This window comes from Mesorhizobium sp. BH1-1-4 (assembly GCF_020165665.1).
Classification (GTDB): Bacteria; Pseudomonadota; Alphaproteobacteria; order Rhizobiales; family Rhizobiaceae; genus Mesorhizobium.
This window is the reverse complement of the sequence record NZ_JAIUIN010000001.1, coordinates 765,475-778,395: the sequence shown is the minus strand read 5'-3', so window position 1 is coordinate 778,395 and position 12,921 is coordinate 765,475. Positions and strand designations below refer to the sequence as shown.

The 12,921-nt window shown below is 61.3% G+C and carries 12 protein-coding genes; 5 read left to right on the top strand and 7 right to left on the bottom strand.

What is annotated here, in order from left to right; all coding sequences use genetic code 11:
* Positions 1 to 25 precede the first annotated feature (25 nt).
* The 3 genes from LB569_RS03550 to LB569_RS03540 all read left to right on the top strand — a co-directional run bounded on the left by LB569_RS03550 (position 26) and on the right by LB569_RS03540 (position 2,994).
* Positions 26 to 1,351 carry an NAD(P)/FAD-dependent oxidoreductase gene (locus LB569_RS03550; protein ID WP_224691083.1) on the top strand — a complete coding sequence of 442 codons (1,326 nt, stop codon included), beginning with the start codon at positions 26 to 28 and terminating at the stop codon, positions 1,349 to 1,351.
* A gap of 82 nt (positions 1,352 to 1,433) precedes the next feature.
* Positions 1,434 to 2,507 (top strand): tartrate dehydrogenase, encoded by a 1,074-nt coding sequence (locus LB569_RS03545; RefSeq protein ID WP_224691082.1) that lies wholly within the window; start codon positions 1,434 to 1,436, stop codon positions 2,505 to 2,507.
* Positions 2,508 to 2,517: 10 nt separating this feature from the next.
* Positions 2,518 to 2,994 carry an Lrp/AsnC family transcriptional regulator gene (locus tag LB569_RS03540; RefSeq protein ID WP_224691081.1) on the top strand — a complete coding sequence of 159 codons (477 nt, stop codon included), beginning with the start codon at positions 2,518 to 2,520 and terminating at the stop codon, positions 2,992 to 2,994.
* Between the two features lie 189 nt (positions 2,995 to 3,183).
* Here LB569_RS03540 and LB569_RS03535 read toward each other — a convergent pair whose 3' ends face one another.
* Both LB569_RS03535 and LB569_RS03530 read right to left on the bottom strand, forming a co-directional pair.
* Complete coding sequence (locus LB569_RS03535; protein WP_224691080.1) at positions 3,184 to 4,560, bottom strand: aspartate aminotransferase family protein; 1,377 nt, start codon at positions 4,558 to 4,560, stop codon at positions 3,184 to 3,186.
* A 14-nt stretch (positions 4,561 to 4,574) separates the two neighbouring features.
* Positions 4,575 to 5,414 (bottom strand): GNAT family N-acetyltransferase, encoded by an 840-nt coding sequence (locus tag LB569_RS03530; RefSeq protein ID WP_224691079.1) that lies wholly within the window; start codon positions 5,412 to 5,414, stop codon positions 4,575 to 4,577.
* A gap of 323 nt (positions 5,415 to 5,737) precedes the next feature.
* On the opposite strand from LB569_RS03530, the gene LB569_RS03525 reads away from it, so the two are divergent.
* The gene (locus LB569_RS03525; RefSeq protein WP_224691078.1) at positions 5,738 to 6,427 is read left to right on the top strand and encodes a haloacid dehalogenase type II; all 690 of its coding nucleotides are present in this window, start codon (positions 5,738 to 5,740) and stop codon (positions 6,425 to 6,427) included.
* A 149-nt stretch (positions 6,428 to 6,576) separates the two neighbouring features.
* Here LB569_RS03525 and LB569_RS03520 read toward each other — a convergent pair whose 3' ends face one another.
* From LB569_RS03520 to argE, 5 genes are all read right to left on the bottom strand, one after another.
* Positions 6,577 to 8,052: an NAD-dependent succinate-semialdehyde dehydrogenase gene (locus LB569_RS03520; protein ID WP_224691077.1), complete on the bottom strand. Its 1,476-nt coding sequence runs from the start codon at positions 8,050 to 8,052 to the stop codon at positions 6,577 to 6,579.
* 20 nt (positions 8,053 to 8,072) lie between these two features.
* Positions 8,073 to 9,116: a tartrate dehydrogenase gene (locus LB569_RS03515; protein ID WP_224691076.1), complete on the bottom strand. Its 1,044-nt coding sequence runs from the start codon at positions 9,114 to 9,116 to the stop codon at positions 8,073 to 8,075.
* A 229-nt stretch (positions 9,117 to 9,345) separates the two neighbouring features.
* Positions 9,346 to 9,702 (bottom strand): cupin domain-containing protein, encoded by a 357-nt coding sequence (locus tag LB569_RS03510; RefSeq protein ID WP_224691075.1) that lies wholly within the window; start codon positions 9,700 to 9,702, stop codon positions 9,346 to 9,348.
* A gap of 15 nt (positions 9,703 to 9,717) precedes the next feature.
* The gene (locus tag LB569_RS03505; RefSeq protein ID WP_224691074.1) at positions 9,718 to 10,641 is read right to left on the bottom strand and encodes a 2-hydroxyacid dehydrogenase; all 924 of its coding nucleotides are present in this window, start codon (positions 10,639 to 10,641) and stop codon (positions 9,718 to 9,720) included.
* 17 nt (positions 10,642 to 10,658) lie between these two features.
* Complete coding sequence (gene argE / locus LB569_RS03500; protein ID WP_224691132.1) at positions 10,659 to 11,783, bottom strand: acetylornithine deacetylase; 1,125 nt, start codon at positions 11,781 to 11,783, stop codon at positions 10,659 to 10,661.
* A 234-nt stretch (positions 11,784 to 12,017) separates the two neighbouring features.
* Here argE and LB569_RS03495 point away from each other — a divergent pair, with 234 nt between their 5' ends.
* On the top strand, positions 12,018 to 12,896 hold the full coding sequence (locus LB569_RS03495; RefSeq protein WP_224691073.1) for a GNAT family N-acetyltransferase: 879 nt from the start codon (positions 12,018 to 12,020) through the stop codon (positions 12,894 to 12,896).
* The last annotated feature ends 25 nt before the right edge of the window (positions 12,897 to 12,921 follow it).

The following is a 12,921-nucleotide window of genomic DNA, read 5'->3' as shown; positions in this document are numbered from 1 at the left end:
CTTCAAAATTGCCGGAGTTCCGCAGATGCCCGCGCCGCTCATGCACATCGAGTGCAGCCCTTGCCTGCCCGGCGAGGCAGAGGTCGTCGTCATCGGCGGCGGCGTCGTGGGCGTGTTCACGGCGTATTATCTCGCCCGCCGCGGCGTCAGCGTCGCCCTGGTCGAGAAAGGGCGCGTGGCCGCCGAGCAGTCCAGTCGAAACTGGGGCTGGTGCCGCCAGCAGAACCGCGATGCGCGCGAGTTGCCTATGGCAACCAAGGGCCTCGATCTCTGGGAGAAGGTGGCACAGGAGACTGGCGAGGATACTGGATTTCGCCGTTGCGGGCTCCTCTATCTCTCACAGGACGAAAATGAGCTGGCGGGCTGGGCGAAATGGCGTGACTTCGCCAGGACGGTGGGCGTTACGACGCATGTTCTGAGCGCAGAGGAAGCCACCGAGAAGGGCAAGGCGACCGGGCGCAAATGGAAGGGCGGCGTTTTCTCACCGACTGACGGCACGGCGGATCCCTCCAAGGCAGTGCCGGTTGCCGCGCGCGGCATCATGGCGGCGGGCGGTACCGTGTATCAGCATTGCGCGGCGCGTGGACTGGAGTTGAGCGCAGGCAGGGTCAGCGGCGTCGTGACGGAAGCTGGAACCATCCGTACGAAGACCGTGGTCATGGCCGGAGGCGCGTGGGCTTCCTCCTTCTGCAACCAGCTTGGTATGCGCTTTCCGCAAGCTGCCGTGCGCCAATCCATTCTAGCCGTGGCCCCAGGCGCAAGCGGCCTGCCCGATGCCCTGCATACCGCGAGCGTCTCGCTGACGCGGCGCAGTGACGGTGGATACACGCTGGCGATCAGCGGGCGGGCTCGGATCGACCCGACGCCACAGCAGTTCAGGTTCAGCCGCGAGTTTATACCGATGTTCGCCCGCCGCTGGCGCAATCTCGCCCCAGGCGCCTTCGAGGGCTGGCGTCAAGGCCATGAAAGCCTGCGCAAATGGGGCCTTGACGACATTACGCCAATGGAACGGAACCGGATTCTCGACCCGAAGCCCGACATGGGGCAGATTCGGCTAACATATCGAAGAGCCTGCGAGTTGATCCCCGAACTCCAACGCGTGGCGATCTCCGATGTCTGGGCGGGTTATATCGACAGTACACCCGACGGCATTCCCGCGATTGGCGAAGTGGAGGGGATTCCGGGCTTCATCCTGGCGGCGGGATTCAGTGGTCACGGCTTCGGGATTGGCCCCGGCGCGGGGCATATGATCGCCGATATCATTACAGGCAGCGAGCCTATCGTCGATCCGCATCCTTATAGGCCCGAGCGCCTGAAGACGGCTGCGTGGGGCAAGGTCGCTGAATTCTGAGAAGATCAATTTGCGAAGGTAACAATCGGTCGCACACGAGTGTAAGGCTGCGAGCAGCCAGCGCTGAAAACAGGAAGTGACGATGCGCGAATACGAGATTGCCGCCATTCCTGCCGACGGGATCGGCCCAGAGGTGATCGCCGCCGGTCTCCAGGCGCTTGAGGCGCTGCAGCAGCGCTGCGGGGACTTCAAGCTGCGCGTCCAGCACTTCGACTGGGGCTCAGACTACTACAAAGCCAATGGCCGGATGATGCCCGAAGATGGAGTGGCGCAACTGAAGCGCTTCGATGCCATCTTCTTTGGTGCGGTCGGCGCTCCCGATGTGCCTGACGACATCACGCTTTGGGGTCTCCGGCTGCCGATCTGCCAAGGCTTTGATCAATACGCGAACGTGCGGCCGACCAGGATATTGTCCGGCATCGTTTCGCCGCTGGCGGGCGTTGGCCCTGGCGATCTGGATTGGGTGATCGTGAGGGAGAATTCGGAGGGTGAGTATTCCGGTCATGGCGGGCGCGCCCATCGCGGCCTGCCCGAGGAGGTTGGAACCGAGGTAGCGATCTTCACGCGCGTCGGCGTCACCCGCATCATGCGCTATGCATTCCGGCTGGCGCGGTCACGGCCGCGAAAGCTCCTGACTGTTGTTACGAAATCCAACGCGCAGCGTCACGGCATGGTAATGTGGGACGAAATCGCAGCCGAAGTGGCGCTAGAGTTCCCTGACGTCGCGTGGGACAAGATGCTGGTTGATGCAATGACGGTGCGCATGACACTCAAACCTCGCAGCCTCGATACGATCGTCGCCACCAATCTTCATGCCGATATTTTGTCGGACCTTGCAGGCGCGCTGGCGGGCAGTCTCGGTGTTGCACCGACCGCCAACATTGATCCCGAGCGGCGCTATCCCTCGATGTTCGAGCCAATTCACGGATCGGCCTTCGACATCGCCGGCAAGGGTATCGCCAACCCCGTCGCCACCTTCTGGACCGCTGCCCAGATGCTCGAACATCTTGGCGAAAGCGCAGCCGCCGTCCGGTTGATGAGCGCTGTAGAAACGGTGACGAGTGAAGGCGTGCTGACGCCGGACGTTGGTGGCACAGCGACCACGCAGGACGTGACGGACGCCGTCTGCCGGACGATCCGCGGTTCGAACGTGTGACAGGTTTACGATGAAGCTCGACAAGATCGACATCAAGATCTTATCCCAACTGCAAAAGAATGGGCGGGTCACCAACGTCGAGCTTGCCGACCTGGTCAGCCTTTCGCCGAGCCCTTGCCTGATGCGGGTGAAAAAGCTTCAGGCGGAAGGCTTCATTACCGGCTATTCCGCCCAGATCGATGTGTCCAAACTCGGACAGACTCTAACGATCTTCACCGAGGTTACGCTCAAGCACCATCAACAAAACGACTTCGCGAGATTTCTCACCGCCATTCAGAAAGTCGATTCCGTCATCGAATGCCATCTGATTTCGGGCGGGTACGATTACCTTGTGAAGTTCGTCACAGCGGGCATCAGCGAGTATCAGACGATCATGGAGCGCCTGCTCGAATTGGATATCGGGATCGACAAGTATTTCAGCTTCGTCGTGCTGAAGTCACCGATCGTAAAATCCCATTTGCCTCTCGACATCATTTTCGACAGATGAAAAGCCGCTCCGCGGTCTGAGCCTGGAGCGAGCGCGCCAGCGTTCTCTTTCGCTGCGCGTGTGCCACGGCGGAAATCCACCTAACTGCAACTTGCTTGGCACTTGACGGAATGCGGCAACACCTGAGGGTTTGCTTCGGGCCCCGCTCGATGTCTGCCGCGGACCGTGTGGCTTCACCCGTGACGACGATCACCCCTGCATCGCTTCCCGCACATCCTTGTCTTCGAGTGTTTGGTCGAGCGTCATCCGAGTGCGTTCGAGGATACCATCGATATCGTCGTCCGTGCAGCAGAGCGGCGGCGCAAAGCCGAGGATGCCGCTGTTGAACGCGCGAATGACAAGGCCGTTCTCCCAGGCGCGGTCGAAGATGCGGCGCCCCGGGTCGGCCGCCGCCGGCAGCGGCGTCTTGCGCTCCTTGTCCGTGACCAGCTCGATCGCAGCCAACATGCCGCGACCGCGAATATCGCCAACCAGCGGGTGATCGGCGAGCGAGCGGAGGCCCTCCATCAGGCGCTTCCCGACCTTGCGCCCGTTCTCGAGCAAGCCATCTTCATAGAGACGCAGGCATTCGAGCCCGACTGCCGCGCTCACCGGATGGGCTGAGTAGGTATAGCCGTGGCCGACAGCCGCTTTGCCGGCTCTGTCCGCTATCGTATTGTAGACATGGTCGGTCATGAAGACGGCGCCCATCGGCACATAGCCCGACGTCAGTCCTTTCGCCGTGGTCATCAGATCCGGCACGACCTCGTCCTCCTCACAAGCGAAAAGGGGACCGGTGCGGCCAAACGCGGTGATGACCTCGTCGGCGACGAACAGAATGTCGTGTTCCTTGCACACGGCGTGCAGGGCCTTTAGCCAGCCTGCTGGCGGAACCAGGACACCACCCGAACCCTGGATGGGTTCAGCGTAGAAGGCCGCGACGCGATCGGCGCCCAGTTCAGCGATCTTGGCCCGCAGCGCAGCGACCGATGCATCGATGATCGCCTGCGGGTTGGAGCCGACAGGATTGCGATAGGCGTAGTGCGAGGGGATCTTGTGCTGCCAGTCGTAAGGCACGCCGAAGCCAGCATGGAAAGCCGGCAGCGCGGTCAGACCTGCCCCTACCGTCGAGGATCCATGGTAGCCATGCTCGACTGAGATAAACTGGTCTTTTCGCGGCGTGCCCTTGGCGTGGTAATAATAGCGAACGAAACGGATCGTGCTGTCTATCGCGTCGGAACCGCCCAGCGTGAAATAGACATGGTTCAGATCGCCAGGCGCCAGTTCGGCAAGCCGGGCGGCAAGACGAATGGCCGGCTCAGACCCAAGCCCGAAATATCCCGTCGCATAAGGAAGCTCTCGTAGCTGCTTGGCCGCCGCCTCGACGACGCTTTCCTGCCCGTATCCTATGTTGACGCACCATAGACCCGCGAATCCGTCCAGCAAGGTTTTCCCGCTTGCCTCGGTCACTGTCGCACCCTTGGCGGACTTGAGTATGCGCACGCCAGTCTCTTCGTGGCTCCGGTAGCATGAAAACGGGTGAACCAGATGTGCGCGATCGAGTTCGATCAGGGAGTTTGCAAGCATTTCTTCCTCCGATTTCAGCGTAGCGCCTGACTGACGAGCGCATAAGTTCGGTGTGGTTTGGTTTCGTCCTTCGGCTCGCCTGCGGTTCGTCGCATCGTTATGCCACCGCCGACATGGGCCAATCCGCGACGGGTGAGCCACTCGCCGAGATCTGTGGTTTCATCAGTGTCGATGCGGACAAACTCGCCCGCACTGTTGGCCAGCAGGAAGTCGATAAGGCATCTCGCTTCGTGAAGCTTCCTCGCCACCACCGGCCCAATGACCAGCCCTCGGCCAAACCGACGAATTGCCGCAAACGCCTGAACATCGCCTTGATCGCGAACGACGGCGAACTTCGCGCGCTCACGCAATGAACTCATGAGTGCCGACCTGTCATGACCAAACGCCGTGCGATCCAGAGCAACAAGGCGCGCGTGGTCGCCGGGCTCGCCCCATGACACATGTGCCGGCGCGTCGACAGACGGCGCCAGGCCCTGGTGCTGCACGATCTTGCCGGTCGCGATAAATCCCAGCTTCTCGTATAGCGGGAGCCCTTCCTGCGTCGCCACCAAATAGCAGGCGCGCCCGCCTGCCTTGGCAAGCGCCTCCTCCATCAGCCTGCGGCCGAGCCCGCGACCGCGCAGTGCAGCATCGACGATGACCATGTTGACGGTAGCGGCATTGTCGCCATAGGGCGTCATCAAGATCGTCCCCACCACGCGTCCTTCCTCCTGGACAACGACGCCTTGGCTGAGCGATTGCATCAGTTCCCAGTCTTCACGACTGTGCGGCCATCCAACATGACGGGACAATTCGACAGCATCGCTCAGATGCTCGGCTGTCATCGTTTTGAGCGTGACCCGCTCTGCGGTCATGGGTCGTTTCCCGGCCTGAATTCTTCAATGCCATGTTAGGCTGCGGCCGACAGCACTTCCTCCCGACCGGAACCTGAGCCATAGGTGTTTTGACTTTCCTTTGCCGCCCGCGCCGCATCTTATGCCGACGAGCCGGCGGCGAGGGAAGCGGCTGGCAAACTCGGAAACCACGTCGCGCGCAACTCGCTGCCAAAGCCCTGCCACGATACAAAACAATCTGCTTCAAGCGGCAAAGAATGCGGTGACTAGTCCTTTCCTTTGCTCGTTATGATCCTTGTCGTTAAAGGCACGCGGTGCCGCCAGGATTGGAAGGATAGACGCCAATGACGCGTTTCAGACCGAAATACATCACCTTCGATTGCTACGGTACGCTGACGAACTTCGACATGGCCGGCGCAGCGCGACGCGTTTATGGTGCGCGGCTATCCGCAACTGTGATGGCGCAGTTCATCAAGGATTTCTCCGCCTATCGCCTCGATGAGGTTCTTGGCGCCTGGAAGCCCTATAGCGAGGTCGTGCACAATTCCGTGGAGCGCGCCTGCAAGCGCAACAATGTGACGTTCCGGCCCGAGGATGCCCAGCGCATTTATTCGGAAATACCAACATGGGGTCCGCACCCGGATGTCCCGGCGGGGCTGGCCAGGGTCGCCAAGGAAATCCCACTGGTGATCCTGTCGAACTCCATGAAGAGCCTGATCATGTCGAACGTGGAGAAACTCGGCGCACCCTTCCACATGGTCATCACGGCCGAGGAGACCGGCGCCTACAAGCCGCATATGAAGGGCTTCGAGTACATGTTCGACAAGCTCGGCTGCGGCCCGGAAGACATCACGCATGTGTCGTCCTCATTCCGCTACGATCTCATGACCGCCTATGATCTTGGCATCAAGAGCAAGGTCTGGGTGAATCGTGGCCACGAACCCGCGAACCCTTACTACGAGTACACCGAAATCAAGGACATCGGCGGTCTGGCGGGCGCCGTCGGACTGGAGCCCGTTCGCGAATTCGCCTGAACGTCTGTTGCTAGTGCAGTCGCGGCAAGCTGAGGCGCTCCCCACCACGTTAATGATCACTGGTCGCAATACAGAGAAAGGGGCGGTTTTCACCGCCCCTTTCTTGTTGTTCCAACGCTTTGGAAGCTGCAGGTGCTTCCACCTACTTCCTAGTTAAGCCCGCCAACATGAAGGGTCTTGACCTCGAGATATTCCTCGATGCCGAGCTGCGATCCTTCGCGCCCCACCCCTGACTGCTTGACACCGCCGAAAGGCGCCACCTCGGTCGAGATCATGCCTGTGTTGAGCCCAACCATGCCGAACTCCAGCGCCTCGGCAACACGCCATGACCGCTTGAGATCGTCGGTGTAGAAGTAGGCGGCAAGGCCAAAGGGCGTGCCGTTCGCGATCGCGATGGCCTCGTCCTCCGTTTCGAAGCGAAAAAGCGGCGCCACCGGGCCGAACGTCTCTTCCGACGCCAGCAGCATCTCGGTCGTAGCCTCTCCCAGTACGACGGGCCGTGCATATTGCTTGCCGTCGGGCATCGACTCGCTCTGAGCGATGATCCGCGCGCCTTTCGCCTGTGCATCGGCGATGTGACGCTCGATCTTGTCGATCGCTGCCGCATTGATCATCGGGCCGATCTCCGTGCCCTGGTCGGTCCCTGCGCCAACCTTCATTCGCGCTACGCGCTGGCTCAGCTTTTCTGCGAAAGCATCGTAAACGCCCGCCTGCACGAGAATCCGGTTCGCGCAGACGCAGGTTTGACCGCCATTGCGGAACTTGGATGCGATCACCCCCTCCACTGCATTGCCCAGATCGGCGTCGTCAAAGACGATAAAGGGCGCGTTGCCGCCGAGCTCGAGGCTAAGCCGCTTGATGCTATCGGCAGCACCTCGCATGAGCAGCGCTCCGACGCGGGTCGAGCCGGTGAACGAGATCTTGCGCACCGTCTCGTTGGCCATGAGTTCGTCACCGATCTCGGTGGGCATGCCGGTGACAATGTTGATCACACCGGCCGGAATACCTGCCCGTTCCGCCAGAACGCCGAGCGCTATTGCCGAGAATGGCGTGAATTCCGACGGCTTGATGACAACCGTACAACCCGCGGCCAGTGCCGGCGCCACCTTGCGCGTAATCATCGCGTTGGGGAAATTCCATGGCGTGATGATGGCGCAGACGCCGACGGCCTCCTTCAGCACCAGAATGCGGCGATCGGGCGTCGGCGACGGAATGGTCGAGCCGCCGATCCGGCGTGCTTCTTCGGCGAACCATTTCACGAAGGAGGCGCCATAGCGGATTTCACCGCGGGCCTCCGCCAGAGGCTTGCCCTGTTCCAGCGTCAGCAGCAACGCCAGGTCCGCTTCATTTTCCAGTATCAGGCTGTGCCAGCGTTCCAGAAGCGCTCCGCGTTCGGCATGCGTCCTGGCCTTCCAGTCCTTGAACGCCGCCTGGGCGGCGTCTACTGCAGCCCTCGTCTCATCCCGGCCCATGTCGGGCACGGTTCCAAGCACCTCCAGGCTGGCGGGATCGGTCACATCGACAGTCGCGTTGCTGTGCGCATGCTGCCAGACATCACCAATGAGCCCCCGCTGGCGAAACAGGTTCGCATCCTTCAGGAAACCAATCTTCGTTATTGCGTTCATGGCTCTTTTCCTCTGCTCTTTCAGCTTAATCCTGCCAGCACGGCCTGCGTGATTGCTTCAGTCCGGTCCTTGCCTGCAATCGTGCCTATCCCGCGTGCGGTTGCAGACTCGATCGCCGACATCACTTCAGCCTCGGCCTGCCCCTCGCCCAGATGCCCAAGCATCATGGCGCCGGACCAGATCGCGGCGATCGGATTGGCGACGCGTAGATGCGCGATATCGGGTGCCGAACCATGGACCGGCTCGAACATAGAAGGGGCGCTGCGATCGGGATTGATATTGGCGGAGGCGGCGTATCCCAGCCCGCCCTGGATGGCCGCTCCAATATCCGTGAGGATGTCGCCAAACAGGTTCGAGGCGACGATCACGTCGAGGCTTTCCGGCGCCAGGACCATGCGGGCGGCAATGGCGTCGACGTGGTAGTGCGAGACCTCCACATCGGCATAGTCCTTCGCCACCTCGCGCGTGACCTCATCCCAGAAAACCATGGAATGTTTTTGCGCGTTGGATTTGGTGACAGATGCGAGCTTCTTGCGGCGCGTCCGCGCCTGTTCGAAACCGAAACGAAGGATTCGTTCGACACCCGCACGCGTGAAGATTGCCGTCTCGATCGCGACCTCATTGGCCGTGCCGGAATGAATGCGCCCACCGGCGCCGCAATATTCGCCTTCCGTGTTCTCGCGGATGCACAGGATATCGAAACCCTCACGACGAAGGGGACCCTGAACGCCTGGCAACAGCCTGTGCGGCCGTGTGTTGGCATACTGCGTGAACCCTTTGCGGATCGGCAGGAGCAGTCCGTGAAGCGATACGGAGTCGGCCACCTTCGCTGGCCATCCCACAGCGCCGAGGTAGATCGCATCGAACTTCCGCAGTATCTCGACGCCGTCAGGCGGCATCATCGCACCGGTTTCCAGATAGTAGGCGCACGACCATGGGAACCTTGTATCCTCAAGGGCGAAACCGCCTCGCTTTGCCGCAGCCTGCAGCACCTGCCATCCCGCCTCGGTCACATCCTTGCCGATGCCGTCGCCGGGAATGAGCGCTATCGTGTAAGCCTTCATTGAGATCCTCCTGGAGACGGATGGGCACCGAAGGTCGCAGCTTGCTCAACTCGGCAGCGACATTCGGCATCTCGTACCGGGTTTCATCGGAACAATAGTCGACAGCGCGCCGCATTTTCCGCCGAGGATGAGCCGCCCGACCGCGTCGAATCGCGTCGGGCGGGACTTGGAAAGTCGATTGTTCTGGAACCGCCGCGCGCGCTATTCGGCCGGATCTTGAGCGTTGGGCTCAGTCGTAAACGCTGACGTAGATCTTGCGCACGGTTTCGATCGTGCGCCAGACGCCGACAAAGCCGGGCTTCATCACGAAGCTGTCGCCGGTACGGTAAGTCTTGGTCTCACCGCCCGTCTCCTCGATCTCGACGAGGCCCGAAACGATGTGGCAGAACTCGCAGGTAGTGCCCTTGATAGAATGCGTCTCGCCAGGCGTCGCCTCCCAGACGCCGGTCAGAACCTTCTCGCCTTTCGAAGCGTCCTGCGCCCAAGTCTTGAAGGATGGATTGCCGGAGATAAGCCGCTCTGGAGCCGGTAATGCCTGCTTGGGCGCGAAGGCTGGATCTGTGTCGATCGTGATCAGAAGTGACATGTCATGTTTCCCTGGTTAGTAGCCGAGTGTGCGATCGACTAGGCCGATCAGTTCTTCTCCGGCGCGGTAGCGCCGAATATTGTCCACGACGGATTGCGCCGCGGAATCTGCTTGCGTTACGGAAGCGATGTGCGGCGTGATCGCCACCTTCGGGTGCCGCCAGAGCGGATGGCCGTCCGGCAGCGGCTCGGGATCGGTGACATCGAGCATTGCGGCATCAAGGTGCCCGCTATCGAGGGCCTGAAGCAGGGCGGTTTGGTCTAACTGCGGCCCGCGGCCGACATGCAGCAGCCTCGCCCCGGCTGGCAGCCGGGAGAAGAGTTCCGCATCGAGGATGCCGCGGGTTTCTTCCGTCAGCGGCAGCAGGCAAACGAGAATATCCGTCCGCGCGAGAAACCCGGCAAGCTGATCCGCGCCATGAAAGCAGGTGACGCCGTCGAGCTCCTTCCTGCTTCGGCTCCAGGCAGCGAGGGGAAAGCGAAACGGCAGCAATCGCTCGATAGCCGCCTGCGCCAGCATGCCAAGGCCCAGAAAGCCCACGCGGCGCTCGGCGGCTTGCGGAGCGACAAGACCGAGCCACGCTTGGCGCTTCTGCTGTTCACGATACGCCACCATATCCCGGTGGAGGCTCAGCACGCCAAGAACGACATATTCCTGCATCATACGAATGATGCCGTCCTCGACCATGCGCACCAGCTTCACCTGCCGAGGCAGACTTTCACGCTTGAACTGGTCGACGCCGGCTCCAAGCGAAAACAGCACTTCGAGATTGCGATAGCGCGCGATATCGTCCGGCGCCGTCCAGGTCAGGAGGTAGCGCACCTTGTCCGGGTCGACACATTCGCTGCTGTGGAACAATTCGACGTCCGGGAGTTCGCGTGCGAAAACCTTACGGAAGACCGCTGCGCGCACCGGGTCGGAATTGAAAAGAAACGTCATGAAACCGCTCCCTCCTGCTATGCGGCAAGGCGCGTGCCGAGACGCTCGATCATGCTCTGGCCGGCAGCAAGTTCGCCGATCTCGATATATTCATTGGCACGATGAGCGCGGCTGATATCGCCGGGGCCGCAGATGATCGCGTCGATGCCGGCCTGCTGATAGAGGCCAGCCTCCGTGCCGTAACTCACCGCTGACAGGGCGTCGCGCCCCGTCAACTCGACCAGAAGGGCTGTCAATTCACTCTCCTGCGTGAGCGAAAGGGCCGGATAGGCGCTCAACTCGTGCCATGCCACCTGAAAGCCGCTGTCGCGTAGAGCCATGAGCTGGGCCTTTACCGGCTCGAGCAAGGATGATGGGGAAACACCCGGCACGGCGCGGACCTCGATATCGGCAGTGCAGCGATCGGGGATGATGTTGACGGCCTGGCCGCCGGCGATGACCCCGACCTGCAATGACGAATATGGAGGCGCGAAATCGGTGTCGAACGGCCCGTTTGCGAGGGTCTGGCCATAGGTCACGATCTGCGTGACGAGACCTGCCATTGCGTGCACGGCATTCAGTCCCAGTTCGGGCCGCGAAGAATGGCCGGACCGTCCGATCACCTCGAACCGCACAGCCGCTTTGCCTTTGTGCGCCCGCACGGCTTCCATCCGGCTCGGCTCACCGATAATAGCGCCAAGCGGCCTCTCGCACAAGCTTGGCAGGACGGCGATGAGATGCGGCACACCACGGGCACCTGCCTCCTCGTCATAGGAGAATGCGAGATGAATTGGCCGCTGCAAGTCCACCGCCGCAAGCCGCGGCAGGGCGGCCAGCGCGCATGCGAGAAAGCCCTTCATGTCGGACGTGCCGCGACCATGCAGCCTGGCGCCGTCTTGGCGCAGCACAAAGGGATCCGAGTTCCATTCCCGTTCGCCGGCCGGAACCACGTCCATGTGGCCCGACAAGATGTAGCCGCGGGCGCGCCGAGGTCCGATTGTGACAAACAGGTTGGACCGGTCGCCTTCGGGGCCACGAAGGACGGTCGCTTCTGCTCCGGCCGCCTCGCAATATTCACGCACCCAGTCGACGATCGCGCCATTGGGCGAGCCCACGACTGAGGGGAACGCGATCAGCCTCGCAAGAATTTCTTCGACATTCACAGGGCGCCGCTCCACTCGCAGTTCGCTGGATGCAACAAAGTGTGGCAGCAGGCGAGAGCATTCCGTGCCGAATGAAGCTATGCTTTGGCCGAAGATTTCGAATATCGGTCCGTAACCAGCGAAACCTGCTGGCTTTCGGATGCAATCATAGGGCAAAAGACGGCTGCGGAACCGTCAGCGGCGTCAGGACGTGGGCGCGAGCACGGGACTTGGATAAGGAGCGGGTCGACTGAAATGCAGAGATCAGTGCGCCTGAAGTCTTTCGAACTGGTCGCGCGGGACATCGACGAAGTCGAAGTCGAGTTGCTCCACGCGCTGTCGATCTCAGTCCGCTGGCCGCATCGGCCGAAAGACTGGGACACTCTGCGTCGTGCGGGCCGCGGCATCGTTGCAGTAGACGGTATTGGCCGGGTTTTCGGCAGCGCAATGTGGTTTCCGCAAGGGGACGATTTCGCCACCATCGGCGTGGTGATCACAACGCCCCGCACACAAGCGCAAGGCGGCGGCCGATGGCTCATGGACCAGGTACTCGAGCAATGTGGCGATCGCAATTTGGCACTTAACGCCACCCATGCCGCCTATCCTCTCTATGTCTCACTTGGTTTCACGACCGAGGGAATCGTATTCATGCGCCAAGGGGAGGTTCCGTCGGCACTCCCGACCATGCCGGCCATGGATGGTGAATTGCAGGTGCTGCCGAGCGACAGGCTGAAGGCAATTATGGCGCTCGACAAGCGTGCGTTTGGGACAGACCGCGAGAGGCTGCTCGCACTGCTTTCGGCGAATGCCTCAATCCAAACTTTGAGCCGTGGCGGCGAGATCGTCGGCTATTCCATGTGTCGCGAATTCGGGCGTGGTTATGTGATCGGCCCGATGGTCGCGCGCAGCGATCTGGACGCGGTCTATCTCACAGCCGTTCATTTGAGAAATCTTGCAGGACGCTTCGTCCGAGTCGATACCCGGGAGAAGGATGGCATGTTTGCCGCGTTTCTCGAGCAGTGCGGCCTTGGCATTGCCGAGACCGTTACGACCATGTCCAAAGGGCGCCGATTCCTGAACCGGGAAGAAAACGGACCTTGGGTTTACGGATTGGCCGGCCACGCATTGAGCTGAGGACCGCACCACAATGCGGCCGAAA

Bases quoted from the DNA above. Each gene is read 5' to 3' on its own strand.
- LB569_RS03550 (WP_224691083.1), top strand. From the start codon at position 26: ATGCCCGCGCCGCTCATGCACATCGAGTGCAGCCCTTGCCTGCCCGGC.
- LB569_RS03545 (WP_224691082.1), top strand. From the start codon at position 1,434: ATGCGCGAATACGAGATTGCCGCCATTCCTGCCGACGGGATCGGCCCA.
- LB569_RS03540 (WP_224691081.1), top strand. From the start codon at position 2,518: ATGAAGCTCGACAAGATCGACATCAAGATCTTATCCCAACTGCAAAAG.
- LB569_RS03535 (WP_224691080.1), bottom strand. From the start codon at position 4,560: ATGCTTGCAAACTCCCTGATCGAACTCGATCGCGCACATCTGGTTCAC.
- LB569_RS03530 (WP_224691079.1), bottom strand. From the start codon at position 5,414: ATGACCGCAGAGCGGGTCACGCTCAAAACGATGACAGCCGAGCATCTG.
- LB569_RS03525 (WP_224691078.1), top strand. From the start codon at position 5,738: ATGACGCGTTTCAGACCGAAATACATCACCTTCGATTGCTACGGTACG.
- LB569_RS03520 (WP_224691077.1), bottom strand. From the start codon at position 8,052: ATGAACGCAATAACGAAGATTGGTTTCCTGAAGGATGCGAACCTGTTT.
- LB569_RS03515 (WP_224691076.1), bottom strand. From the start codon at position 9,116: ATGAAGGCTTACACGATAGCGCTCATTCCCGGCGACGGCATCGGCAAG.
- LB569_RS03510 (WP_224691075.1), bottom strand. From the start codon at position 9,702: ATGTCACTTCTGATCACGATCGACACAGATCCAGCCTTCGCGCCCAAG.
- LB569_RS03505 (WP_224691074.1), bottom strand. From the start codon at position 10,641: ATGACGTTTCTTTTCAATTCCGACCCGGTGCGCGCAGCGGTCTTCCGT.
- LB569_RS03495 (WP_224691073.1), top strand. From the start codon at position 12,018: ATGCAGAGATCAGTGCGCCTGAAGTCTTTCGAACTGGTCGCGCGGGAC.